Source organism: Hyunsoonleella aestuarii (assembly GCF_006148925.1).
Lineage (GTDB): Bacteria > Bacteroidota > Bacteroidia > Flavobacteriales > Flavobacteriaceae > Algibacter_D > Algibacter_D aestuarii.
This window is the reverse complement of sequence record NZ_VAWB01000001.1, coordinates 1,583,774-1,607,196: the sequence shown is the minus strand read 5'-3', so window position 1 is coordinate 1,607,196 and position 23,423 is coordinate 1,583,774. Positions and strand designations below refer to the sequence as shown.

Genomic DNA, 23,423 nt, shown 5'->3' with positions numbered 1-23,423 from the left:
AAATTAAGCTGCTGTTTCAGACTTAAACTTATTATACAAAGTAGTAGGACCACTTCCTATAATAGAAACGTTTTTCCTGTTTTTTACAGATTCTTTGTGTAATTCTAGGACTGCTTTTATACCATGACGATCAATATGTTCAAGACCTTCAACATTAACAACAATACTGTTTTCTCGATCAAGAATACTTTGAAGCTCGTGCTTAAATAAATGTACATTTCGTTTATTTAAAGCGCCTTTAATTTTTAAAAAGTTTCCGTAACTAGTAATTCTAAGATTCATATAACATAATTAAATAAGGTTAAACATTAGACTTAGGGAGTTTAATATTTTGATTGTCAAGCAAATATAATGATAAGTTTTCGATTTGTAGAATTTTTTCGACAAACGGAAAGTCAAATTGGTTATTAAGAATCGTATTGCATTATTTACCTCATTTAAACGCTTATTCTATCTAAAGTTTTTTTACTTTTAAATCGTTTAATTAATTAATTTATCATGAGATTTTATATCCTATTGTTTTTCACCTTCCTTTATCTAGGAGCAAGCGCGCAAAGTAATTATAAAGAAGACTCCGAAGCTATATTAGCAGTTCTTGAATCTCAGCGTATGGCATGGTCGAATGGAGATATTGAAACCTTTATGGAAGGCTATTGGAAAAACGATTCTCTAAAATTCTATGGCGCTGGAGGTATCACTTATGGTTGGAAAAACACCTTATCTAGATATAAAGAAGGCTACCCCACTAAAGATCATACAGGAAAGTTAGAATTTAAGATAAATGCCCTTACTCAAATAAATAGTGACACTTACTATGTTATGGGTGAATTCTTTTTAAAGCGTCATGTTGGTAACGCCAATGGTATTTTTATGATAATATTTAAGAAAATAAATGGTGTATGGAAAATTATAGCAGATACCTCTTGTTAGATTATGACACCCATTGTTAGAAAAGCGACACTAAACGACTTACCAACTTTATTGTCTTTTGAACAAGGTGTCATAAAGGCTGAACGACCTTTCGACCCGACAATTAAATCAGGAAATATTGCTTATTACGATATTTCAGAATTAATAACTAACGAAAGCTCTGAAGTATATGTTGCCGAAATTGAAGGCGAAATTGTAGCTTCAGGTTATGCAAAAATTAAACCCGACAGACACTATTTAAAACATACGGAACAAGGTTATTTAGGTTTCATGTATGTATCGGAAAATCATCGTGGTAAACAGCTCAATAAACTTGTTATAGATGCTCTTCTAACATGGTGCAAAAACAAAAATGTATTTGAAATAAGATTAGATGTATACCAAGATAATCTCCCAGCTATTAAGGCTTACGAAAAAGCTGGATTTAAGAAACACATGATAAATATGCGGCTAGATATTAAAAATCTACAAAGAGAATAATTTAAAACTTTCTATCTGGGTTAAAAGCCAAAACATCCATAGATGGTTTTATATCTTGTGCAATTTCTGAAACAAGTTTTCCAGTTGCAGTTCCCATGCTCCAACCCATCATGGCATGTCCTGAAGCCAGAATTATATTTTCCCATTTGGAAGGTTTTCCAATATATGGTAAACCATCTGGACTTAGAGGTCTTAAACCACATGCCGCCATACCCTTTTCCTCTTTAGTTAAATTAATGTTTGGATAATACTTTGTAACAGCATTAGCTATAGCTTGAACTCTTACTGGGTTAATGTTATTGTTAATTCCTGCTATTTCCATAGTACCAGCAAATCGCGTAAAACCATTCATTGGTGTGACTGCTACCTTAGATTCAGTTAGTATGGCAGGAACGGTAATTCCTGTTTCCCTTTGTGTATTTATTCTATATCCTTTACCTGCTTGCATTAATAAATTTAAGCGTAATTTTTTAGCCAATAAGCCACTCCAAGATCCAGTAGCCAAAACAAATTCATCCGCTTTTAAAGTTTGTTTATGCGTTACAATGGATGATACCCTTCTACCAGATATATTTAAATCTATAACTTTTTCATTTTTTAAAAATTCAACACCAGCAGTTGCTAAATAGGCTTTCATTTCCTTCATAAACTCGGCAGGTGTTGTATGGTAATCGCACTTATAAAGTACTGCACCTAAGGCATCAATTTCTACATCTGGTTGAAAGGTTCTTAATTCTTTTTCGTTTAAAACTACTGTGTCTAATCCTTCAGAATTTGCCATTTGCGATGTTCGAATTTCTGCTTCCAAAGCACGTGCAGATTTACACAGCATTAGTAATCCTTTCTTCTCGTAATGAAAATTGAATTTCTCATTTTCTTTAATATCATCATACAATTCTTGACTCAACAAAGAAATCGATTTTATGACCGGTATAGATTTATCAACATGACTTTGATTACAAGATTTATTAAAAGCCCAAGCCCATTTAATAAAATCTAAGTCGGCGCGTGGTTTTATATACAAAGGACTAGAATTATTCCACATCCATTTGAGTCCTTTTTTCATAACTCCGGGAGCAGATAAAGGGATAATATGGCTTGGTGATAAATATCCGGCATTAACATAAGACGCGCCTGAATCCATATTAGATTGATCTACAATTGTAACTTGTTGTCCGCCTTTGTTAAGATAATAGGCCGAACATAAACCAATAATTCCTCCTCCTATAACTATAACTTTTTTACTCATTTAAATAACTTGAAACCCGTGTGCATAAGGGTCATAATCATCAATTGTAATTATATTATGCCCAAATATTCTTGCCCATCCTTTTATACTGGGAATAATTGCAGCTTTCCCATCTAAAGTTACTTCATTTTCAACACATCCTACAAACTTACTACCAATAAAACTTTCATGAATAAACTCTTCTCCTTTCTTAAGCTTTCCTTTAGCATGTAATTGTGCCATTCTAGCCGATGTTCCTGTTCCACAGGGGCTTCTATCAATTGCTTTATCACCATAAAATACAGCATTTCTACCTGATGAGTTTGAATCTAATGGCTTACCTGTCCAAAGTAAATGAGAAACTCCATTAATAGTTTCATCTTCTGGATGTACAAACATCCTGGGATATTTTTTGTTTATTCTATCTCTAATAAACTTTGAATACTGAATTAACTGATTTGCTTCAAAATCCTGAATTCCAGAAAAATTCTTTTGAGGGTCTATTATTGCATAGAAATTACCTCCGTAAGCAACATCGAATTTTAGTTCTCCTAGATTTGGACTAGCAATGGTTAAATTCTCGGCAGCTAAATAACTTTTTACGTTAGTAAGCTTTACCCACTCTACTTTATCTCTAGTTTTATGATATTCTATGTTTACCAATCCAGCAGGTGCTTCCATTTTAATTCTCCCCGAAACTTTAGGAGTAATTAATTCTTCTTCTATGGCAATTGTAATTGTTCCTATAGCTCCATGACCGCACATTGGCAGACAACCCGATGTTTCAATAAAAAGAACAGCAAAATCATTTTCTGGATTATGTGGTGGATATAAAATACTCCCACTCATCATGTCATGCCCACGAGGTTCAAACATAAGCCCTTTGCGAATCCAGTCAAAACGTTTCAAAAAATCTTGCCGTTTTTCACTCATAGAATCGCCAATCAACCTAGGCCCGCCTTCTTTAATTAGTCTAACAGGGTTACCACAGGTATGGGCATCAATGCAAACGAAAGTTGATTTTGGCATTAATTTAGTTTGTCCTTAGTTAATTTATTGTTTACTGTTCTTGAAATGTCTAATGGGTTTTCGTTTTTAAGTTCATCTGGCAACAAACTATTTGGCCAATCCTGATAACTAAATGGTCTTACCCAACGCTTTATAGAATTAACACCCACCGCTGTAAAACGACTATCTGTTGAGGCTGGATAAGGCCCTCCATGTACCATGGATGGGCAAACTTCAACACCTGTTGGTACACCATTAAAAATAATACGCCCCACTCTATTTTGTAAGGCACTTATAACTTTATTGTAATTGGAAGCTTCATCATTATCTGCTATTAATGTCCCTGTTAATTGCCCATCTAACTTTGAAATTACTTGCTCTAATTGTTCTTCATTTTCACATTGCACAATGATAGAAAAAGGTCCAAATACTTCTTTGTGAAAAGCAGGATTCTCTAAAAATGCACTACCACTTGCTGTGGCTATGGCCTGTCTTGCATAATTAATATTGACATCTGCATCATATTGTGAAACAACATTCAAACGGTCTTGGTTTAATAAATTCTCTTTGTTCGTTTCATAAGACCCAATAATATTAGGATGAAGCATGCACGATGGTTCTATTTTAATTATTTCTTCTGAAAGATTTTCGATAAAATCATCTAGAACTTCACTTTTAATACCTAATAGCAAACCTGGATTTGTACAAAATTGTCCAGTTCCTAAGGTTATCGAATTGGCATAAGTTTTTGCCAAAACATTTCCTTTGGTTTTTAATGCATTAGGTAGTATTACTACCGGATTGACACTTCCCATTTCGGCAAATACTGGAATGGGCTCTTTACGATGGGAGGCCAAATCATATAGTGCCCTACCCGCCTTAATACTTCCTGTAAACCCAACAGCTTTTACGTCGGGGTGTTTCACTAATTGTACACCAACATCAATACCACTACTGTTCAAATTCGAAAAAACACCATTAGGCATACCTGTTTCCTTCGCTGCTTTAATAATTGCAGACGCGACTAACTCCCCGGTTCCAGCATGCATGGGATGAGATTTAACAATAACTGGACATCCAGCCGCTAATGCAGCAGCTGTATCGCCTCCAGCCGTAGAATAAGCCAAGGGGAAATTACTAGCTCCAAAAACCACAACGGGACCTATTGGTACCATCATTTTACGAATATCAGATTTTGGCAATGGTTGTCTATCTGGAATCGCGGTATCGATTGTTGCCTCAACCCAAGAACCTTCCTTGACCAATTCAGCAAAGGAGCGCAATTGAAAAATCGTTCTTCCACGCTCTCCTTTCGCCCTTCCTTCAGGTAAACCTGTTTCTGAGCAATACGTTTCAATAAGTTCGTCCCCTAGCTCCAAAATTTCATCTGCAATAGCATTTAAAAATTTAGCTTTTTGAGTACCAGAAGTATTTTGAAATGTTCTAAATGCGTCTGTTGCTAAACATACTGCCTGATTAATTTCCTTTAAATTAGCTTCAGAGAAAACTGTGTCATTTTCTATATTCAATTGTGGATTGAATGTTTTAAAAGTTATAGCTCCTTCTGAAGATTTTTGAAATCCTATATAATTTTCACCTGTTATCATTGGTTTTAATTCTTTTTAAGTGCGATTCAATATCCACAGGTTTAAAAACTACCTTTTCTGATGGTGGATATTTAACTAATAATGTTTTAGGTCTAATTGGACGAGATACAAAATCACCATCGCAATTAGGGCAAACTTCAAATAAAACTGTCTCAACACAATCTCTACAAAATGTGCATTCAAAAGAACAAATCATAGCTTCATCAGAATTATAAGGCAATGATTTATTACAGTTTTCACATGTTGGTCTTATTTCAAGCATTACAGTTTATTTTAAGCGATCACTTCTAAACCTTTATAATTTGGAAGTTTGGGTCTGGATCTTAAGCCTTGTTCAATTATTGCGATAATTTCTTCACGTTCTTTACCCTCGAGTATCAACCTTGGAGCTCTAACATATTCTGATCCTATCTCGGTATATTTTGATGCTAATTTTATGTATTGAACTAATTTAGGGTTAATATCTAACTCTAACAAGGGCATAAACCAACGATAAATGGAAAGTGCTTCTTCAATTCGTCCCGCCCTTTGTAACTCATAAATAGCAACAGTTTCATGCGGGAAAGCATCGACCAGTCCAGCGACCCATCCATCGGCTCCAATAAGTAAACTTTCTAGAGCTAAAGTATCCACACCGCACATAATGGCCAATTTATTTCCAAACCTATTTTTTATTCTTGTAATATTTGTTGTGTCTCTTGTGGACTCTTTAACCGCTTGAATATTTGGACATGTTTCTAGAAGTTCGGCAAACATGTCTAGTGTTACTTCCAGCTTATAATCTACTGGGTTGTTGTATATCATAATTGGCAACGCGGTGCTTTGAGCCACAGCCTTAAAATAAGCCACCACCTCATCATCTGAAGCCTTATAGCGCATTGGAGGAAGCATCATAAGTCCTTGCGCTCCATCTTCCTCGGCTGTTTTTGCCAAATGAATTCCTGCTTTTGTGGTTTGCTCAGCAATATTCATAATCACAGGGATTTTACCATCAACTACTCTTACAGCCTCTCTAGTTAGTTTACGACCCTCTTCTCTTGTTAACGTACTTGCTTCTCCTAACGTTCCGCCTAAAACTAAACCGTGAACACCAGCATCTAATTGTGCGTTAATATTCACCTTAAACAAATCTAAATCCAATTCATCATTCGCAGTGAACGGCGTTGTAATTGCAGGCATCACGCCTTTCCATTTTATACTCATAAATACTTATTTTTTATTGAATAAAATTAACCTTGTTTAAAGTAATCGAATTGTATTTTATTATTCAATATAAATACTATTTTATCCAAAATATTTTTTATACTATATTTAATGAATATTATTTATGTATCATTATTTTAATGTCACTGAAAGTATTACCATTTAAAATTGTGAAGCCAGAAGATGACGCCCTTATATTTCAAGTAGATCAGGGCCCTGCATTATACGATAAGCTACACCAACACGAAGAAATTCAAATTAGCCTAATTTTAGAAGGTGAAGGCACTTTAATTGTTGGAGATTCCATAAATTATTATTCAAAAGGAGATGTAATTGTTATTGGAAGTCATATTCCGCATGTATTTAAAAGTGATGAGAGCGCTTCTAATTCATCACACATGCTTACATTATTTTTTACTGAATCTTCTTTTGGCGATGTATTTTTTACATTACAAGAGTTAAAGGGATTACACGCTTTTTTTAAACGTGCCAAATATGGCTTTCGGCTCACTTCGAAGGAAAATCAAGCCAAAGACTTATTCCTTAAGCTAGAAACTTCAAGTAAATTTGAACGTTTTTTAATACTTCTAAAGCTCATGAAAATTGGATCCAAAGCCAATTACAAAAGCCTTTCGGCTTTTATATACGATAAGAAATATTCAAACAATGAAGGGCAACGTATTCGGAATGTTTTCGAGTATACCATAAATACGTTTACGGAAGATATTTCGCTTGATAGCATTGCAAGAGTTGCCAACATGACTAAAAATGCTTTCTGTAAGTATTTTAAAAAACGAACAAATAAAACTTATATTCAGTTTTTAAACGAATTAAGAATTGAATATGCTTGTAAAATTTTATTATCCGATAAAGAGCTATCAATAATAAATATTGCAGAACAGGTGGGATTTAACAATATGTCTAATTTCAACAGACAATTTAAAAGAATAAAACATGTAAACCCTTCTGAATTTAGAAAACGAGCTTATTAAGTTTTTTTTACGTAATCGGTAATTATAACGATTTGTTGAGACCCCACTTTACCTTCAATATATTTATCATTTTCGTGATCTAAACGAATATTTCTAACTGCCGTTCCTTGTTTAGCAATCATACTCGATCCTTTTACTTTTAAATCTTTTATAAGAACTACTGAATCGCCAGCATTTAAAACCACACCATTAGAATCTTTGTGAATTATTTTAGCAGATTCATCTTCATGTTCACCTGTGGCTCTGGCGAGAACAAGTGCTTCATCATTAAGATACATCATGTCTAATAAATCTTTTGGCCACTCTTCGTTACGAAGCCTTTGCAACATTCTCCATGCCATAATTTGTACTGCCAGATGCTCACTCCACATACTTTCGTTTAGACAGCGCCAGTGATTTGGATTCATTTCTAGGTCACCATTTATTTGATCAAAACAAGTGCTGCATGCTAAAATATCGTTAGCCACATTTTCGTTTAACGAAGGTGGGATAGTATATTGCTTTAAATTTTCGGTTGAAGAACATAATTCGCAGGTATTATTGCTTCTGTCTTTTAATGTTTGTAATACACTCATGATTATGTGGTTTTAACTTTGCAATATTACAGTTAAATAGCAGGTTCTACAAGCGTGAATTTAGACAAATAAAAAAGGGTGCCTTTTGGCACCCTTTTTAAAAAACTTATTTTAATTAAAGTTTCACAGCAGTGTATACATAATCTCCGTGTCCCTTAAAGTACTTTCCTAAAGCTTTACCTTCTTCTTCGGTTAAGGCCTCTTTCATTAACTCAATGTTTCTATCAAACATTTTACCTAAATCGTCTAAAGAATCAATTAAAATACCTTCATTAAAATCTCTCCTATCCGATCCCCAAGCGTGCATACTTGGGTAATAGCCTTTAATATATTCGTTTTTATTTATAACATTTTCTAGAATTTTTGCACGAAGTGCATTAAATTCTTCCATTGATCCATCCTCTGGATATGCTAATTTATTTTGGCGCATATATAAAACCATATCTCCTTCTGGGGCTGCTGGTAAAATCTTAGCCCCTGGTAAAGTAGCATAAATTTCGTCTGAATGAAACATTGAATAAGCAGAATTCAATTTCTCTAAAAAAGCTTTTCTCTCTTCTTCATCTGGCCATGCTTCTTTTTCTAATTCGCTATTTCTAGCTGCTGCTTTATCTAGTGCTTCCCAATTAGGGTATGTTTGGACATAAAGCACTTCATTACTGTTCTCAGTTAGTAAATGGGTATAATACCATCCACCAACAACATACTCATTCTTGCTAGTAACCTTGTCCATATATTCCTTCTCTGTTGCTCTCCATTCTTCTGGAGATCCTTCATAATTCTTGCTCCAATACGATTTGGTTACTGTAACGTATTCTGGCCTTTTTGGAGCTTCTTCATCTTGAGCAAAAATAGCACTTGGACTTAATAAAAAGAGTAATACTAAGATAGCGGTAAAAAATTGGTTGGTTGTTTTCATAATGTTTTTAAAAATTAAAGTTAATATATTTAAATTAGTCAATACTTCTTTAAGATTAGGGGCAACAAAAATGTAAAATTATGGGGTTGAATTTTTACGCGCTATTAAAAAATTCTTCTTTATTAGGAGATTTAAATATACAATAATTTTTCGGTATTTTTTTAAAAGGCGCTTAGAGTAAAGATTTTCTCATCTTCTTAGTCATACCTTTTACAACCATATCATAAGAATGATCTATTAATTCTTTAATGAATTTTGTCGTGAGTTCACCTTCATAAATATTTATGGTATTCCAATGCTTATTACGAATATAAGGTCCTGCATAAATACTGTTATATTGACTACGAAGTTCTTCGGTGTAAATTGGGTCGCACTTTAACATTATGTTAGCTTCACCTTTATCCCAAGACTTGAGCGGTGCCAGTAAAAACATTTTGGTTAGCACCTTAAAAACAAGTGTGTCTTCGTCAAATGGAAAACTTTCTGTTGCTTTATTTTTACTCAAACAATATTCACGGATTTGTTCAATATCCATTTAGATTGAGTTTTTTGGTTTCGGAACTTCCTATTTCCAAGGCTGAATAATCCAATTTCCAGCCTATAGTTTCAACTATGGTCTCAATAAGTAAAATAGTTTCTAAAGCCTCATTTTCGGCTACTTGAATCAATCCGCTTTCTGGAATTTTATCTTGAATATGCTGTTTGGATTCATTATGTAATCCTGTTAAATCATTTGCTTCAAACTTATTGAAATAACCATCGGTTTTATCATAATAATTTAGGTTGGTCTCTATCGACAAAACCTCTGGTTGAGGAAAATGTTTTAATATTATTTTCTTTTTATCTGTATCTGCCAGTAAGTCTATTTTTGATAAATCATAACCTACATGGGCTTTGGCATTAATAACAACAAGTGCTTTCTTCTTACTCGAAATAAGCTTTAAAAATCGTTGTTTAACATCTTCGTAATGATAAATTTCTGCAAAATCTCCTTCAACCGTAATAAACTTACATACCTTTTTTATTTTGTCTAAAAGAATAATAGATTGTGCATTAACCAACTGTTTTTCTCTGATTGATTTTAATAACGTAACCACTGCTAGTGTTACTAAAATTGTTATAACCACAGCTAAAAAAACTTCCATTCTACTAAATAACTTTATACAAAACTGGCTTACTTGGTGATGCATCATTCTCAAATGGTGCTATCTGTAAATTTAAAAAATACTCACCATCGTCAATTTTATTTGACACATAAATTAATTCTGTAATTGTGGCATCCATTCGTAACTTTCCATTGGTATTCCAAAAAGCATTATGACCAAGAAGTTCTCCTCCATCTTTTTCTTTATCAATACTAGGCAAATCTATTAGCAAATGCTTAATCCCTTTACTAACTAGAAATTTTACAGCATCTTCTTTTAAATACGGCCAGTTTGTATTCGAATATTGCCTTGATAATTTCTCTCTTGTATTCGGTATAGTTCTTAAGATAACCGCATCTCGTTTTTTATTACCCAAAGCAAATTGTAACTGCTTTTTTGAAATAACTTTATCTTTTAAATAATTTTCTGGGGCAACTGTAATTACCTCTGCAAGAAAAAAGAAGGTTTTAAGATTTTTATTTATAGAGTGTACTTCTTGAGTTATATGTCCAACACATTCGGTATGGGTCCCATGTGCATGTGGATTAAATTGAATATTATTAAAATTTATATCTGCACCTTCACTAACTGCTGCAATCCATTCACCATCCTTAAAAGGTTCTATTTTAGGTTCATCAATATACCATGCGTTTACGTTTTTTTTTGATGAAATAAGCGGCATGGAAATATCAAGTGGTTTTGATAAGTCTATTTGAAGTTTTCTGGAATTATATTGTATGGTTGCAATCAAGATAAATTAATTTTAAAAAGGTTTGAAGCGATACCATCACTTAAAAATTTCCCTTTTTTTGTGGTTAATAATTTGTCATCTTCAATATACAATAAATGTTGCTTAATGTAAATTTCTGATTGTTGTAAAAGATACTTTTTATAATTATTACCAAAACTAAGCTCCACCCCTTTTAGAGAAACGCCCCAAATAGTTCGCAAACCAGTCATCACATATTCATTGAATTTATCCGTTATCGTTAGAACCTCTCTTTCTACTGGCAACTCATTCTTTTGAATGCTTTTAATGTACTTCGTATTGTTTGACACGTTCCAACTCCTCTGGTCACCATTAAAAGAATGTGCCGAAGGCCCTATGCCCAAATATGGCTTCCCTAGCCAATAAGCGGAATTGTTTTTACTAATGTATTTAGGTATTCCAAAGTTTGACAACTCGTAATTAACAAATCCTGAAGCTTCTAATTTTTCAACGAGTATATAAAATTGCTCTTGTGCCAAATCATCGTCCACATCATCAATTATCCCCTTTTTTATAAATGATTCTAAGGCCGTTTTCGGTTCTACTGTTAAAGCGTAGCATGAAATATGAGGCACATTGTATGATAAGGCTATTTCAATATTTTCTATCCATTCTTCATTACTAAGTCCTGGAATACCATATATTAAATCTAGAGATATGTTATCAAAATATTGAGTTGCTAGAGATAAACTAGCTTTTGCTTCCTTTTGACTATGAGCGCGATTCATGAGCTTTAAATCTCGTTCAAAAAAAGATTGAATACCTATACTTAACCTATTTACTTGTGTAGTTTTTAATTCATTTATTTGTTTAACTGATAAATCATCGGGGTTAGCTTCAAGAGTAATTTCGGGGTGTTCTGATACTATATAAAACTTATAAACAGCATCGATTAAAAGACTTAACTCATCTCTATCTAAAAGTGATGGCGTACCGCCACCAAAATAGATAGTTTCAATTACTTCATTTCCTAATTCATTTTTTCGCAGTCTTAGCTCCTTAACTAAACATTGAATGAGATCATCCTTTTTCTTTAATGATGTTGAAAAATGAAAATCGCAATAGTGGCAAGCCTGTTTGCAAAATGGTATGTGGATATAAATGCCTGCGATAACTAAAAATTTAATGTATATGAATTCGCATCGAATGCGGAATAACAAATAAACAACTAAACGACTAACAAATCAACCAAGTTTATTTGGGTTCTGCTTCACAAACGCACTCCACCCCGAGTAACTTTTACCAACTTCAATCCTCCCTGAATTATAAAAATGACAAACTGCTGCCGCTAAACCATCTGTGGCATCCAAGTTTTTTGGTAGTGTTTTTAAACCTAGTAAGCTTTGAAGCATTTTAGCGACCTGCTCCTTACTTGCATTTCCATTTCCCGTGATGGCCATTTTTATTTTTTTCGGAAGATATTCTGTGATAGGTATCTGTCTGCTTAATCCAGCAGCCATTGCTACGCCTTGAGCACGACCAAGTTTAAGCATACTCTGAACATTTTTACCAAAAAATGGGGCTTCAATCGCAATTTCATCTGGATGATGTGTATCGATAAGCTCAACAGTTCTCTCGAAAATTAGTTTAAGCTTTAAATAATGATCGCTATACTTTTTTAAATCGAGTTCATTAAGTTGCATGAATTGCATGGATTTACCATTAACTTTTATGAGACCGAATCCCATAATTGTGGTTCCAGGGTCAATGCCTAAAATAATTCGTTCTTTACTCATATTATTCACAATAATAACAACCACTCAATGAAATAGAAGCACCAATTGTAACCGTTAAAAGACTTCCATTAAACGACCCAAAACCATTAGTCACTGGATCAAAATCTCTTGAAAATGAATGTATATAAGACATATCTAAATATATTGATAACTTATCGGACACGCCATAATGAAACTCCATACCAGCCATCATATTTAAAAACGATTCATCATTTTCACCATAATCGCCCAAGGGTTTTATCATTGAAAAACCAGGTCCAGCATGTATAAAAGTTCCAACTCTTGGAGGAAAAAAACTCAAAATACGCGATGTATCATAAACTAATTGAGCGTTGATGCGAGAATAATTCACTTTAAAATCTGGAGTACCACTTTCATTAGAAATTCGATTAAATCCATAATCTAATTTAATGCCTAAATTCCGTTTAAACATATATTGCAACCCTAGGTTTACCGTTGGAAAATTCAAAGATTTACCTTCAAAACCAGTAACAAAACCACCAGTCGACGGACTATTAACGCCCAACGCCACCTGAGCTTTAAACGTACTTGTATCACTTTGAGAAAAACTAAAAACCCCAACTAGAAAAACAGCTAATACAACAATTGTAGGTTTATAGATTTTAAAACTTGAGGTCATAACATTATTATTGGTTTAATTTGCATCTACGATATGCAAATTGCGATACATTACAAATCTAAACAATTCTTTTTTGTACTTATTAAATTAAGCATCGTGGTGTGTGCTTTTTATTTTATATACCACAAGCTTAAAAATAATTCGCAATTAGATTTTTTTAGTTTTATTCTGTTTTTGACTAAAAAAGAACTTTTTTTATTTAAAAATCTCGCTTTTTTGCTATTTCTGTCTACTTTTAATTGGTTTTTTGAAATTTTAAAATGGCAAATTTTAGTATCTATTTTAAAAAAAATATCTTATAAGGAGGCGCTTGAACAAAGTTTGGCTTCATTAACCGCTTCCTTATTTACACCTAACAGAATAGGAGAGTATGGAGCAAAAGCCATGTATTATATTGGTGATTTAAGAAAAGACATACTCCTACTAAACCTAGTTGGTAATATGATGCAAATGGGTGTTACCTTAATTTTTGGTATTATGGGTTTATTGCTTTTTGTTTCTAATAATGAGTTACACTTAAGACGCTATAACTTCAATCTTTTAGCAATAATTATCATTATCACCGGAGCGCTTTTATATTTTTTTACAAAAAACAGCACTTTTTCAATTCGAGGCTATTCGTTACAAAAAATAAAAAATCATTTTCAAAAATTGCCACAAAGAAATCTACGTATTGCATTTGCTTTTTCGTTTATTAGATATATCATTTTTTCATTTCAATTCTTTGTGTTAATGCGCATGTTCCAAGTTGATATAGCTTACTATGATTGTATGATAGCTATTTCGACTATGTATTTGCTCGCTTCAATTGTTCCTTCAATTTTTATTCTAGATGTTTTGGTAAAAGGCAGTGTTGCTGTCTATATTTTTTCTTTATTAGAAATTAATGAATTAACCATTCTATGTATTGTTACCCTCATGTGGCTTTTTAATTTTGTCTTTCCGAGTATAGTAGGTAGCTATTACGTGCTAAAATTTAATCTCCCAAAAGACCATTCATCTACATGATTATTTTAAATCTTATAATTACAATTTTATATCTCCTCATTATTGGAAGTTTTGTCTATGGTTTTAATAAAGTCAAAACTTTTTATTTGAAAGACATTGCTGCAAAAACTAAATTTTCAGTAATTATTCCTTTTAGAAATGAAGCTGATAACTTGAATTTATTATTACAATCTATTTTTGAACTAAAATACACAAAGGGCTCATACGAAATTATTCTAGTTGATGACGATTCTGATGATGATTCGGTAAAGATTATTGAAAAATTTATACAATCTAATCAATCAAAGAAAAGTATTGATATTACCGTCACTAAAAATGATAGGTATTCAAAATCGCCAAAAAAAGATGCCATCACCACTGCTGTAAAGCTTTCGAAAAATGATTGGATAATTACAACCGATGCAGATTGCATATTACCAAAATATTGGCTTGACAGTTATGACGAATTTATACAAAGTACGAATTGTAAATGTATAGTGGCTCCAGTTAAAGTTATTAAAGAAAATAGCTTTGTAAATAATTTTCAAATGCTTGATTTTTTAAGTCTTCAAGGTGCTACAATAGGTGGTTTTGGAATAGAAAAACCCTTTCTCTGCAATGGTGCTAATTTTGGTTATTCTAAGGACCTATTTCATGAATTAAATGGTTTTGAAGGCAACAACAATGTAGCTAGCGGTGATGACATTTTTCTGCTTGAAAAAGCTTTAAAACAATACCCAAAGCAAACCAAATATTTAAAAAATGAGCAAAGTATTGTGGCGACCAAAGCTCAATCTAATTGGTCCAATCTTATTAACCAACGTATCCGTTGGGTCTCTAAATCGAAAGCCAGTAAAAACTGGTTTAGTAAACTCACCGGAGGAATTGTGCTCTTGTTTAATTTTCTCCTGGTGTTAAACTTATTCTTGGTTTTATCTAACAACTTTAGTGTAAAATCTTTTCTTTATATTTTAATAATCAAATTTAATATTGACTTCTTTTTAATCTATAAATCAGAATCATTCTTTAATCAAAAAGAAGTATTAAAAAGTTTCATTTTTAGCTTTTTTATATATCCTTTTTTCAGTGTCTATGTTGCTATTGCGTCACTATTTTTGAATTTCAAATGGAAAAATAGAACCTTTAATAAATAAGTCCATATCATTTATTTTTAGTAGATTTACAGATACCCAAACTTAAAATAGCATGAAAAGACTTTTCCTATTACTGCTAATCTTCATATTTAATTCCTCAATTCTTTTTGGTCAAGAACGTGTTGCTTTTAATGGTGAAACTTTAAATTTAGAATTGGAGGTAGATGGCAATTTAGATTTACTTTCGATGAAAAAAGATAAAAGTTATCGGTTTTTCGTTAGAGATAGTAATAACACTTTACATGAATTGGTAAACACAAAGGATGAGGACAAGACATATTTCAACGAGTTTAGAGATGTTTTGGCAGACCTCACAAAGGATGCTAATATGTCTACTAGTGAGGTCGGTTTTGGACGCTACAGCTTAAAGAAGTTTATAAAAGCTTACAACTCAAAAGGTCATTTGAGATATGCTTATACCGATGATAAAGTAAAAACTCAAGTTCGTATTGGTATTTTTGGAGGTATTACGAATCACCCTTTTATTGATAATGCCAACAATACTAAAGTCCCATATTTTACTGCAGAATTAGAAGCTTTTGAGAAGAAGGAGTTACCCAGACAATCTGGTTTTTTTAGTATTGAACATGCCTTAGAAAGTGATGATTTTAAATATGTTTCTACGGTCCTAGCCTTAGGATATCGTTATCGATTTATTAATAAACCTAAGTTTAATATTTATGTAAATTCACAGTTTGCTACATATACCATTTCCAGAACTACAATGATGGTAAATGGTAGTGATATGGACATAAAAAGTAATGCTTTTAGAGTTCCTTTTATTTTTGGAATAGGTAGCGATATAAAAATATCAGACTCAAGCTATTTATCTTTAATATACAACGAACTGTTTTCCATATTTGTTGGAAATAGCGATAATTTTCCAATAAATTTTGCAGCTGGGTACAAGTTCAACTTATAATGAATATGTTTCCAAAAACGTCTAATCCTGCTTTTAATAGCTACTTTTTTAATAACGACAATAGTGATTCAAGTACAATGTCTGTTACTGGCATCCTTCTTAAATCATTTGCTTCTATTACTATTATTATAATTATTTCTATAGGTATTTGGAAACTTTATAAAGATGGTATTGAAATTAAGTGGTACTCTATGGGTGGTTTATTAGCTGCTATAATAATAAGCATTGTGATTTCGGTTAGACAGCATTGGGCTCATATTTTGGTGCCACTTTATGCTATAGCGAAAGGCTTTTTTCTTGGTAGTATATCGGCTTATGCTCATGCCAAATTTCCGAATTTTCCTTATCAAGCGATAGGTATTACCATAGTTACTTTTGTTATTATGCTCTTATTATATCAAACCAGAATAATTGTAGTTACAAAAAAGCTTAGAAGCATTATAATAACTGCTGCTACCAGTATTTTCATGATTTATATTATTTCATGGATTTTAAGTTTTTTCGGAATCAAAGTCTTTATTTGGGGAATATCATGGCCAGCAATAATTTTTAATATTCTTGCTGCTATTTTTGCATCTTTATCCTTGTTATTGGATTTTGATTTTATTGAAAGACATAAAAATAAATCTCCAAAATATAAAGAATGGTTAGCCACTTGGGGGCTTTTAGTTTCCTTAGTTTGGTTATATGTTGAAGTGTTAAGGCTCATGAAGAAGTTAGCCATTCGGTTTTAAAATATAATCACTTCACATTAATGATTATCGGTAACTTAAACTCTGTTTTTACCTGTTGACCTCTTTTAGTTGCTGGAAATATTTTAGGCAGTGAATCCAAACTATTATTGAGTAACTCTTTTATACTAGGTATCTCTGCTACGGTTAGTGAATCTACTTCTACTTTTTGCAAAGTTAAATCTCCTTTTTCTGAGAGCAGAAATTCAAGATATATTGTATCCCGAATATCCTGAGTTACTATGATGATTTCTTGTTGCAAACTAGTCATAATATGCCTTCTTAATACGCGTTCGAAACAGAGCTTTCCAGCTAGTTTTGTAAGTGATGAATCACAATCTGAAAAACTAGGATAAGCATCTACCTCATTCCAATTAAAGGTTTGCAACTCCTCTTTTAAAATAGCTTCTGAAGATGTTTTTTTTACATTGAAATATTCGCAGGAACTGAGTATTAAAACACACAATAAAACGCTTATTTTCTTCATGAATTATAACTATAAGGGAAAAATACAATATTATTCCAATACTTGATAATTTTCACTTATTCTATTTGTAACAAAGACATAAATCCTTCGTCAAATATTAATGAATTAAAAATGTATATGGACATATTTCTAACAATAGTTGCAAGCCTTTTTATGATTTTAGGTATAATTGGTAGCTTTCTACCTATTCTACCTGGACCAATAACAAGTTGGCTAGGTCTTTTCATTATTCATTTTACCGAGGCAGTCCCAATGAACAAAGCATTTCTACTAATTACACTTGCTATCGCCATTTTTATTTGGCTCTTAGATTACATTATTCCAGCGATTGGCACAAAACGCTTTGGTGGAACTAGATACGGCATGATTGGTACTACAATTGGTTTAATTATTGGTTTATTAGCTCCTATTCCAGGTGGTATTATTATTGGTCCTTTTTTTGGAGCCTTAGCTGGTGAGTTGCTCAATAATAGTGACACAAATACTGCTACAAAAGCTGCTTTTGGTTCCTTTATTGGATTCCTAACTTCTACTTTTATAAAGTTTGTTGTTGCCGTAATTTATTTAGGCCTTTTTATTAAAATTATCATTTAATCTTATTTAAATAACCTATGAGAATAGAAGGGCCCCGTGGGTCTCTCACCTCCACGGGGCCAATGTAAATTGCTATTATCAACAAATAATTTGAGGGATTAACTAAATTGAAGTGTTGACTGTATGAAAGTACGTATAAATATTTACTTTTAGATGTGGCAAAACCGTAACAGCATTACGGTTAAATGGTAGTTCCTACTGATAGCAATAACTTTCGGCTGAAAGGAATTATGTTAAAATTATAAATTTAACATTCTATATAGCTTAAGGTATTCTACTTTTAAACAAACCCCTTTTTTCTGGCTGCATCTAACAATGTTTCGTCTTGACCATCTTCAACACCAAACAATTCTTTAAGTTGTTTTTTTCTTTTTTCAACAGCACTTAAAGAAATATCTAAATGTGAGGCTAAGTTTTTTGTTTTCACACCCTGAGATAGAAGATGCAATATTTTTCTATTCTTCTCGTCTATTACTATATCGCTGGTAATGGTCTTTCTTATATGACTATTAACTGTGCCACTATAAAATGGCGGATTATAAAGTACTGCTTGAAATGCACTGGCTAATTCACTGGATGTTAAATCACTTTTAATGAGAAACCCTTCTGGATCAATGTTCCTAATAATATTATGGATTCTGAAAGACTCATTAAACATAGTTAAAATAATAACCTTTGCCTTTGGTAATACCTCTCTGGCATATTCGGCCAAATCTTCACCAGAACTCATAGAACCATCTGTTGAAGGAGGAAGACTTATATCAACAAATAAAACATCGTAAGGCAGATCAATTTCAATAGATTTATTCATAAATGCAACAGCCTCGTCACAATTATTAGCAATATCTATTTTAAGTTCTTGATTGTCGCTTTTTGTGAATTGTAATGTATTTTGATAACCCTCAATAATCATAGGGTGATCATCAATCATTAATATTTTAATATGTTCGGTCATAATCGTCGTTAGGGTATTGGGACTTCTATGCTAACCTGTGTGCCTATTTCTTTTTCTGATGTAATCTCAATTTTTCCATTTATTTCCTCAATTCTGGCATTCATATTTTTTAAACCAATCCCAGATTTTGCTTTATTCACATCAAATCCTGAACCGTCGTCCTCGATGATTAAGCAAATTACACCATTTTTTAATTTAAAACTAATTTTAATATGTGTTGCATTGGCATGCTTATAGATATTATGTAATGATTCTTGTAACAATCGGTAAATATGAATCTTCTTTTTGTTAGAAACACCATCCCAATTTATCGCGTCGGCATAATCTAAATTATACTCCAGGTTATAGACCTTAGCTTGAGTTTCAATTAAGGTTTTTATAATATCTATGAACCCAGAACCTGACACAAAATCGGTGTTTAATTCGTGAGATACTTTTCTAATATCTTGCTCAATCGTTTTTAATTCGTCTATATATTGCGCTCTAGTTTTAACAGCATCGGGTGATGGATCCATGTTTAAACTATCTAAGCTAAGTCTTGTTCCAAAAAGTCTACCCAAGACACCATCGTGCAATTCTTGAGAAATACGTTGTTTTTCTATAGTCCTTGCTTCTTCAATACTTTCATTTTGTGAGAGCATCAAATTATAAATCTCTTCATTAGCCTTTTGTTGCCTCTGTATAAATTGGAGCTCTTTATTTTTATTTCTCTGGGTGATGATAACGTAAATTAAAAACGAAGAAATAATTAGAACAATTGAGATTATTAACAACCAAAGGCGTTCTCTTGCTATTTGGATGTTTTCTTGTTCTATTTGATCAGTTTCAAAACGTATTCTAGCAAATTTATTACGTGTTTGTCTTTCTACTTTTTGTAAGCTATCACTAAGTTTAACATATGCTTTTAGATGTTGAGCAGCTTTGTCTCCTTCTTCTATTTTTGAAAGAAGCATTAACGATTTTAGCAAATCATCATTGTGATAGTTTTCGGATATGTCCTTAGCCTTATATGCATAATATAGCGCTGAATCTTTTTTATTGTTATCATTATAATATTCAGCTAGATGTTGATTTATTGCTATAGAGTTATACCCTCCTTCATTTAAACTATCACTAATTTTTAAGGCTTGTAAATATAATCTAGGTAGTTCTTCATATCTTTTTAATTGATATTGTGTATGAGCGTAATTATCTAAAACTAATACATAAAAGTCTGGACGCTCTTTAATTAATTCTTTGTTAGCTAGAATATCATCAAACCATTTTAAAGCTAAATCAAATTCTTTAGAATTCTTATAAGCATTAGCCAAATTATTTTTTGAATTATTAATAGTTGAGGTATAATTCCCTACCAATTTTTCCTTAAGATCTAAGGCCTTTATATGATAGCTTATTGATTCTTCAAACAATTCTAATTCTTTGAAAACAATTCCAAGATTATTGTATATGAATGCCTTGTATTTTCTTACATCATTTGTTTCATCAAGGGACTCTAAGAGAGAAATAGCTTCAATTGAAGTAACCTCACTACCTGTAAAATCCTTTTCATCTTTTTGAATAACCGCAATACCATAAAGTGTTATAGCTAACCTATATCGCTCATTTAAACTTTTATAAATTTTCTCAGCACGATGATAATGAAAGTAAGCACTATCTGTTAAAAAATTATATCTATATAGTTCACCAATGTTATAATGAGCTTTGGCAATTAGGGATGAATCTTTTGATTTAGAGTTAAAAATATTTTCCTGAATTGAATCTATTTTATGTAAATAGTTTGTTTGCTGTGAAGTAGCAAAACCAATATTAAATATTATAAGTATGTAAAAAAATATGATTCTCAAAAAAAATATTTTAACTAATATTCAAATGTATTTATATTTTTTCTAATTCTAGGCAATAAAAAAGGCTCTTTATATAATAATAAAGAACCTTTATATGTTAAATTAATTGTTTCTATTTAGTCATTTACATCACCACCTGTAAAAAAGGCTGTTTTTTCAGTTGGGTCATTCAACACATCATCTTCATCTAAATCTTGTTTAGTACATGATGTTAATGCTGCAAAAAATACAGCAATTAGTAAGGTAACTTTTAGGGCTTTCATATTATTCGATTTACGGTTAAACATTTTTTCTATATTTTTTAAATATTAAATACTTATCTGTTTAAAGACTTTGAAAATCAAAATCTCTAACGAGGGAAAAAATGGATAATTAACTTTAAAATCGAACGCATAAAAGCGAACAGACTTCTTTACTTTAAATTTTGAGGGAATATGACTTTGCAGTCATTAAAATGGATTAATTTTCTTAGCGTGCTGAGGGGAAAATAATAGTGCTCGTTAAGAGGGAACTAAACTAGGTTAAAGAGACAATGAATTGATAAAATACTCGATGAAATGCATTTTTCATCGATTAAAAACATCGATGAACGGTAATAGGGTTTTTTTCTTACAAAATATAGGTGTAAAACAAGTATTATAAAATCCGGCTATTAACCAACTATAATAGTTTATTTTAAAGTAGACTTACTAAGTACCAGACTCGTTTTTACAATTTTAGTTTTGAATTCTATCTCTTCGTCGAACTTTTTTTCCAGACGATTAATAAGTAAATCGGCGGCATTAGCTCCAATCTGATTTGCATGCTGCCTAATAATGCTTAACCTAGGAATCGAATGGTTTGAAACTGATTTACTGGCAAAACCAATAACAGAAATATCTTTAGGAACTTTATACCCTTTGTTCAAGGCGGTATTTATAGCAATTATACCCGAAGAGCTGTCTGCCGAAATAACACCATCAATATTTTTATGCTTCTTAAAAAAGGCTTTTATTTTCTGTTGACTGTCGTCTTTCTTTTTAAGATTTAAAACAAGTGGTTCTTGATTTGATTCTTCTAAAATCGCCTTATTATAACCTCTTTCTCTTAATTTACCAACACTTAAATCGTTAATTCTACTAATGAACGCTATATTTTTTCTTTTCTTTAACTGCATGCTCTTGGTTGCTCTGTAAGTAGCATCAAAATCGTCAACAATAACCTTATCGCAAAGAACGTCGTGCGCCACTCTGTCAAACATAACAATAGGTAACCCTTTTGCAATTGTTCGTTTAAAATGGTTTACTTCACCTTCTATTTGAGTCTCTTCGGCCACACATAAAACAAATCCATCAACACTACCATTCGCCAATAATTCTAAAGCCTCTTTTTCCTTTTCTAAAGACTCGTTAGAAATGCATGTTATAATATTATATCCGCGTTTTGTTGCTTCTCGTTCAATACCAAAAAGCACTTTGGCTAAAAAATGATTTAAGATATCTGGAATAATGACCCCAATCGTCTTAGTCTTATTCTGCTTTAAACTTAAGGCTACTTTATTAGGTGTATAATTATACAATTGAGCCAGTTCTTTGACACGCTTAACCGTTTCTTCTCCAATTTCCTCACTATTATTTAAGGCCTTAGAAACCGTAGAGATAGAAACGTTTAACTCTTTTGCTAATTGTTTTAAAGTAACCATTTAGAAGTAATCAATTTTTGTAAGCTACGCAATTTACAAAATTACAAGCTGTAATACGCACTGTATTTTAAAAATAGAAAAATCACGATTCTAATAAATAAAAAAGAGTCACTAACCGTGACTCTTTAATTTATTCAAAAATAAATAAGCTATAACTATCTAACAGCTTTTATTATCGCTAAAGCATTCTTAACATCTAACTCTAACTTACCATAATCCTTATTAGCAATAATATCCTTAGATATTAATTTAGATCCCATACCAACACAAGTTACACCAGCATCGAACCAACCTTTAAGGTTTTCCTCTGTTGGAGAAACTCCACCCGTTGGCATAATACTTGTCCAAGGCTGAGGGCCTTTTATACCTTTAACAAACTGAGGACCATAAATGTCCCCTGGGAATAATTTAACCACTTCGCATCCTAGTTCTTCAGCTTTTGCAATTTCGCTTAAGGTACCACAACCAGGAGACCATAATACTTTTCTTCTATTACAAGCGATTGCGATATCCTCTCTTAAAACCGGTGTCACAATAAAGTTAGCACCAAGCGCCATATACAATGATGCTGCAGCACCATCTGTTACAGAGCCAACACCCATAATCATTCCAGGTAATTCTGTGACGGCATATTTTGTTAATTCCCCAAAAACTTCATGAGCAAAATCTCCACGTGCTGTGAACTCCATTAATCGAGCTCCTCCATCATAACAGGCTTTTAATACCTTTTTACTAAGTTCTATATCTTGATGAAAAAATAAAGGAATCATTCCTGTATCTTTCATAGCTTGAGCTACTTCTATTCTTGTAAATTGTGCCATATTTATAAAATATTT

At 32.2% G+C, this 23,423-nt stretch carries 28 protein-coding genes; 8 read left to right on the top strand and 20 right to left on the bottom strand.

The window, feature by feature from the left end; all coding sequences use genetic code 11:
* Positions 1–3 precede the first annotated feature (3 nt).
* Positions 4–282 (bottom strand): STAS domain-containing protein, encoded by a 279-nt coding sequence (locus FEF17_RS07265; protein ID WP_139001682.1) that lies wholly within the window; start codon positions 280–282, stop codon positions 4–6.
* A gap of 216 nt (positions 283–498) precedes the next feature.
* Here FEF17_RS07265 and FEF17_RS07260 point away from each other — a divergent pair, with 216 nt between their 5' ends.
* Entirely contained in the window at positions 499–930 is a 432-nt protein-coding gene (locus FEF17_RS07260; RefSeq protein ID WP_139001681.1) for a YybH family protein, read from the top strand.
* 3 nt (positions 931–933) lie between these two features.
* Positions 934–1,410, top strand: coding sequence for a GNAT family N-acetyltransferase (locus FEF17_RS07255; protein WP_139001680.1), 477 nt, complete (start codon positions 934–936; stop codon positions 1,408–1,410).
* Between the two features lies 1 nt (position 1,411).
* On the opposite strand, the gene FEF17_RS07250 is transcribed toward FEF17_RS07255, so the two are convergent.
* From FEF17_RS07250 to FEF17_RS07230, 5 genes are read right to left on the bottom strand one after another with little or no spacing between them, the layout of a single operon-like run.
* Positions 1,412–2,659, bottom strand: a complete 1,248-nt coding sequence (locus tag FEF17_RS07250) for an NAD(P)/FAD-dependent oxidoreductase (protein ID WP_139001679.1) — start codon at positions 2,657–2,659, stop codon at positions 1,412–1,414.
* Positions 2,660–3,667 (bottom strand): 4-hydroxyproline epimerase, encoded by a 1,008-nt coding sequence (locus tag FEF17_RS07245; RefSeq protein WP_139001678.1) that lies wholly within the window; start codon positions 3,665–3,667, stop codon positions 2,660–2,662. It lies immediately after the preceding gene.
* Complete coding sequence (locus FEF17_RS07240; protein ID WP_139001677.1) at positions 3,667–5,253, bottom strand: aldehyde dehydrogenase (NADP(+)); 1,587 nt, start codon at positions 5,251–5,253, stop codon at positions 3,667–3,669. The genes FEF17_RS07245 and FEF17_RS07240 overlap by 1 nt, the downstream gene beginning before the upstream one ends.
* Positions 5,240–5,515 (bottom strand): DUF1272 domain-containing protein, encoded by a 276-nt coding sequence (locus FEF17_RS07235; protein ID WP_139001676.1) that lies wholly within the window; start codon positions 5,513–5,515, stop codon positions 5,240–5,242. The genes FEF17_RS07240 and FEF17_RS07235 overlap by 14 nt, the downstream gene beginning before the upstream one ends.
* An 11-nt stretch (positions 5,516–5,526) precedes the next feature.
* Positions 5,527–6,456, bottom strand: coding sequence for a dihydrodipicolinate synthase family protein (locus FEF17_RS07230; protein ID WP_139001675.1), 930 nt, complete (start codon positions 6,454–6,456; stop codon positions 5,527–5,529).
* Between the two features lie 140 nt (positions 6,457–6,596).
* Between FEF17_RS07230 and FEF17_RS07225 the strand changes: the two genes are divergently transcribed.
* Complete coding sequence (locus tag FEF17_RS07225; RefSeq protein ID WP_344735858.1) at positions 6,597–7,448, top strand: AraC family transcriptional regulator; 852 nt, start codon at positions 6,597–6,599, stop codon at positions 7,446–7,448.
* Here the strand turns inward: FEF17_RS07225 and FEF17_RS07220 are convergent.
* From FEF17_RS07220 to FEF17_RS07185, 8 genes are all read right to left on the bottom strand, one after another.
* Entirely contained in the window at positions 7,445–8,023 is a 579-nt protein-coding gene (locus FEF17_RS07220) for a PhnA domain-containing protein (RefSeq protein ID WP_139001674.1), read from the bottom strand. The two genes, FEF17_RS07225 and FEF17_RS07220, sit on opposite strands and share 4 nt — an antisense overlap.
* Before the next feature lie 115 nt (positions 8,024–8,138).
* A complete protein-coding gene (locus FEF17_RS07215; protein ID WP_139001673.1) occupies positions 8,139–8,942 on the bottom strand; it encodes a hypothetical protein in 804 nt (267 codons plus the stop codon).
* 172 nt (positions 8,943–9,114) lie between these two features.
* Positions 9,115–9,477: an MmcQ/YjbR family DNA-binding protein gene (locus FEF17_RS07210; RefSeq protein WP_139001672.1), complete on the bottom strand. Its 363-nt coding sequence runs from the start codon at positions 9,475–9,477 to the stop codon at positions 9,115–9,117.
* Positions 9,467–10,087 carry a DUF4230 domain-containing protein gene (locus FEF17_RS07205; RefSeq protein ID WP_139001671.1) on the bottom strand — a complete coding sequence of 207 codons (621 nt, stop codon included), beginning with the start codon at positions 10,085–10,087 and terminating at the stop codon, positions 9,467–9,469. The genes FEF17_RS07210 and FEF17_RS07205 overlap by 11 nt, the downstream gene beginning before the upstream one ends.
* 4 nt (positions 10,088–10,091) lie before the next feature.
* Positions 10,092–10,838 (bottom strand): cyclase family protein, encoded by a 747-nt coding sequence (locus FEF17_RS07200; RefSeq protein ID WP_139001670.1) that lies wholly within the window; start codon positions 10,836–10,838, stop codon positions 10,092–10,094.
* Positions 10,835–11,968, bottom strand: coding sequence for a radical SAM family heme chaperone HemW (gene hemW / locus FEF17_RS07195; protein ID WP_139002151.1), 1,134 nt, complete (start codon positions 11,966–11,968; stop codon positions 10,835–10,837). The genes FEF17_RS07200 and hemW overlap by 4 nt, the downstream gene beginning before the upstream one ends.
* 72 nt (positions 11,969–12,040) lie before the next feature.
* Complete coding sequence (ruvC, locus tag FEF17_RS07190; RefSeq protein WP_139001669.1) at positions 12,041–12,592, bottom strand: crossover junction endodeoxyribonuclease RuvC; 552 nt, start codon at positions 12,590–12,592, stop codon at positions 12,041–12,043.
* 1 nt (position 12,593) lies between these two features.
* Positions 12,594–13,232 (bottom strand): outer membrane beta-barrel protein, encoded by a 639-nt coding sequence (locus FEF17_RS07185; protein WP_139001668.1) that lies wholly within the window; start codon positions 13,230–13,232, stop codon positions 12,594–12,596.
* Positions 13,233–13,265: 33 nt separating this feature from the next.
* Here FEF17_RS07185 and FEF17_RS07180 point away from each other — a divergent pair, with 33 nt between their 5' ends.
* The 4 genes from FEF17_RS07180 to FEF17_RS07165 all read left to right on the top strand — a co-directional run bounded on the left by FEF17_RS07180 (position 13,266) and on the right by FEF17_RS07165 (position 17,029).
* Positions 13,266–14,240, top strand: a complete 975-nt coding sequence (locus FEF17_RS07180; RefSeq protein WP_139001667.1) for a lysylphosphatidylglycerol synthase domain-containing protein — start codon at positions 13,266–13,268, stop codon at positions 14,238–14,240.
* 86 nt (positions 14,241–14,326) lie between these two features.
* The gene (locus tag FEF17_RS07175) at positions 14,327–15,373 is read left to right on the top strand and encodes a glycosyltransferase (RefSeq protein WP_246046801.1); all 1,047 of its coding nucleotides are present in this window, start codon (positions 14,327–14,329) and stop codon (positions 15,371–15,373) included.
* A 52-nt stretch (positions 15,374–15,425) separates the two neighbouring features.
* Complete coding sequence (locus FEF17_RS07170) at positions 15,426–16,295, top strand: hypothetical protein (RefSeq protein WP_139001665.1); 870 nt, start codon at positions 15,426–15,428, stop codon at positions 16,293–16,295.
* Positions 16,295–17,029 carry a Bax inhibitor-1/YccA family protein gene (locus tag FEF17_RS07165; RefSeq protein ID WP_139001664.1) on the top strand — a complete coding sequence of 245 codons (735 nt, stop codon included), beginning with the start codon at positions 16,295–16,297 and terminating at the stop codon, positions 17,027–17,029. The genes FEF17_RS07170 and FEF17_RS07165 overlap by 1 nt, the downstream gene beginning before the upstream one ends.
* 7 nt (positions 17,030–17,036) lie before the next feature.
* Here FEF17_RS07165 and FEF17_RS07160 read toward each other — a convergent pair whose 3' ends face one another.
* Positions 17,037–17,513 carry an energy transducer TonB gene (locus FEF17_RS07160; protein ID WP_139001663.1) on the bottom strand — a complete coding sequence of 159 codons (477 nt, stop codon included), beginning with the start codon at positions 17,511–17,513 and terminating at the stop codon, positions 17,037–17,039.
* A 117-nt stretch (positions 17,514–17,630) separates the two neighbouring features.
* Here FEF17_RS07160 and FEF17_RS07155 point away from each other — a divergent pair, with 117 nt between their 5' ends.
* Positions 17,631–18,107 carry a DUF456 domain-containing protein gene (locus FEF17_RS07155; protein ID WP_139001662.1) on the top strand — a complete coding sequence of 159 codons (477 nt, stop codon included), beginning with the start codon at positions 17,631–17,633 and terminating at the stop codon, positions 18,105–18,107.
* A gap of 280 nt (positions 18,108–18,387) precedes the next feature.
* On the opposite strand, the gene FEF17_RS07150 is transcribed toward FEF17_RS07155, so the two are convergent.
* The 5 genes from FEF17_RS07150 to FEF17_RS07135 form a co-directional block, all read right to left on the bottom strand.
* Positions 18,388–19,062: a DNA-binding response regulator gene (locus tag FEF17_RS07150; RefSeq protein ID WP_139001661.1), complete on the bottom strand. Its 675-nt coding sequence runs from the start codon at positions 19,060–19,062 to the stop codon at positions 18,388–18,390.
* An 8-nt stretch (positions 19,063–19,070) separates the two neighbouring features.
* Positions 19,071–20,906, bottom strand: coding sequence for a tetratricopeptide repeat-containing sensor histidine kinase (locus FEF17_RS07145; RefSeq protein ID WP_139001660.1), 1,836 nt, complete (start codon positions 20,904–20,906; stop codon positions 19,071–19,073).
* A 116-nt stretch (positions 20,907–21,022) separates the two neighbouring features.
* A complete protein-coding gene (locus FEF17_RS14300; protein ID WP_170180977.1) occupies positions 21,023–21,169 on the bottom strand; it encodes a hypothetical protein in 147 nt (48 codons plus the stop codon).
* A gap of 407 nt (positions 21,170–21,576) precedes the next feature.
* Positions 21,577–22,587: a LacI family DNA-binding transcriptional regulator gene (locus tag FEF17_RS07140; protein ID WP_139001659.1), complete on the bottom strand. Its 1,011-nt coding sequence runs from the start codon at positions 22,585–22,587 to the stop codon at positions 21,577–21,579.
* Positions 22,588–22,742: 155 nt separating this feature from the next.
* Positions 22,743–23,408: a bifunctional 4-hydroxy-2-oxoglutarate aldolase/2-dehydro-3-deoxy-phosphogluconate aldolase gene (locus FEF17_RS07135; RefSeq protein ID WP_139001658.1), complete on the bottom strand. Its 666-nt coding sequence runs from the start codon at positions 23,406–23,408 to the stop codon at positions 22,743–22,745.
* Positions 23,409–23,423: the final 15 nt, after the last annotated feature.

Excerpts from the sequence above, each read along its gene's own strand:
- FEF17_RS07265 (WP_139001682.1), bottom strand. The coding sequence starts at position 282 with ATGAATCTTAGAATTACTAGTTACGGAAACTTTTTAAAAATTAAAGGC.
- FEF17_RS07260 (WP_139001681.1), top strand. The coding sequence starts at position 499 with ATGAGATTTTATATCCTATTGTTTTTCACCTTCCTTTATCTAGGAGCA.
- FEF17_RS07255 (WP_139001680.1), top strand. The coding sequence starts at position 934 with ATGACACCCATTGTTAGAAAAGCGACACTAAACGACTTACCAACTTTA.
- FEF17_RS07250 (WP_139001679.1), bottom strand. The coding sequence starts at position 2,659 with ATGAGTAAAAAAGTTATAGTTATAGGAGGAGGAATTATTGGTTTATGT.
- FEF17_RS07245 (WP_139001678.1), bottom strand. The coding sequence starts at position 3,667 with ATGCCAAAATCAACTTTCGTTTGCATTGATGCCCATACCTGTGGTAAC.
- FEF17_RS07240 (WP_139001677.1), bottom strand. The coding sequence starts at position 5,253 with ATGATAACAGGTGAAAATTATATAGGATTTCAAAAATCTTCAGAAGGA.
- FEF17_RS07235 (WP_139001676.1), bottom strand. The coding sequence starts at position 5,515 with ATGCTTGAAATAAGACCAACATGTGAAAACTGTAATAAATCATTGCCT.
- FEF17_RS07230 (WP_139001675.1), bottom strand. The coding sequence starts at position 6,456 with ATGAGTATAAAATGGAAAGGCGTGATGCCTGCAATTACAACGCCGTTC.
- FEF17_RS07225 (WP_344735858.1), top strand. The coding sequence starts at position 6,597 with ATGTCACTGAAAGTATTACCATTTAAAATTGTGAAGCCAGAAGATGAC.
- FEF17_RS07220 (WP_139001674.1), bottom strand. The coding sequence starts at position 8,023 with ATGAGTGTATTACAAACATTAAAAGACAGAAGCAATAATACCTGCGAA.
- FEF17_RS07215 (WP_139001673.1), bottom strand. The coding sequence starts at position 8,942 with ATGAAAACAACCAACCAATTTTTTACCGCTATCTTAGTATTACTCTTT.
- FEF17_RS07210 (WP_139001672.1), bottom strand. The coding sequence starts at position 9,477 with ATGGATATTGAACAAATCCGTGAATATTGTTTGAGTAAAAATAAAGCA.
- FEF17_RS07205 (WP_139001671.1), bottom strand. The coding sequence starts at position 10,087 with ATGGAAGTTTTTTTAGCTGTGGTTATAACAATTTTAGTAACACTAGCA.
- ruvC (WP_139001669.1), bottom strand. The coding sequence starts at position 12,592 with ATGAGTAAAGAACGAATTATTTTAGGCATTGACCCTGGAACCACAATT.
- FEF17_RS07185 (WP_139001668.1), bottom strand. The coding sequence starts at position 13,232 with ATGACCTCAAGTTTTAAAATCTATAAACCTACAATTGTTGTATTAGCT.
- FEF17_RS07180 (WP_139001667.1), top strand. The coding sequence starts at position 13,266 with ATGCAAATTGCGATACATTACAAATCTAAACAATTCTTTTTTGTACTT.
- FEF17_RS07170 (WP_139001665.1), top strand. The coding sequence starts at position 15,426 with ATGAAAAGACTTTTCCTATTACTGCTAATCTTCATATTTAATTCCTCA.
- FEF17_RS07165 (WP_139001664.1), top strand. The coding sequence starts at position 16,295 with ATGAATATGTTTCCAAAAACGTCTAATCCTGCTTTTAATAGCTACTTT.
- FEF17_RS07160 (WP_139001663.1), bottom strand. The coding sequence starts at position 17,513 with ATGAAGAAAATAAGCGTTTTATTGTGTGTTTTAATACTCAGTTCCTGC.
- FEF17_RS07155 (WP_139001662.1), top strand. The coding sequence starts at position 17,631 with ATGGACATATTTCTAACAATAGTTGCAAGCCTTTTTATGATTTTAGGT.
- FEF17_RS07150 (WP_139001661.1), bottom strand. The coding sequence starts at position 19,062 with ATGACCGAACATATTAAAATATTAATGATTGATGATCACCCTATGATT.
- FEF17_RS14300 (WP_170180977.1), bottom strand. The coding sequence starts at position 21,169 with ATGAAAGCCCTAAAAGTTACCTTACTAATTGCTGTATTTTTTGCAGCA.
- FEF17_RS07140 (WP_139001659.1), bottom strand. The coding sequence starts at position 22,587 with ATGGTTACTTTAAAACAATTAGCAAAAGAGTTAAACGTTTCTATCTCT.
- FEF17_RS07135 (WP_139001658.1), bottom strand. The coding sequence starts at position 23,408 with ATGGCACAATTTACAAGAATAGAAGTAGCTCAAGCTATGAAAGATACA.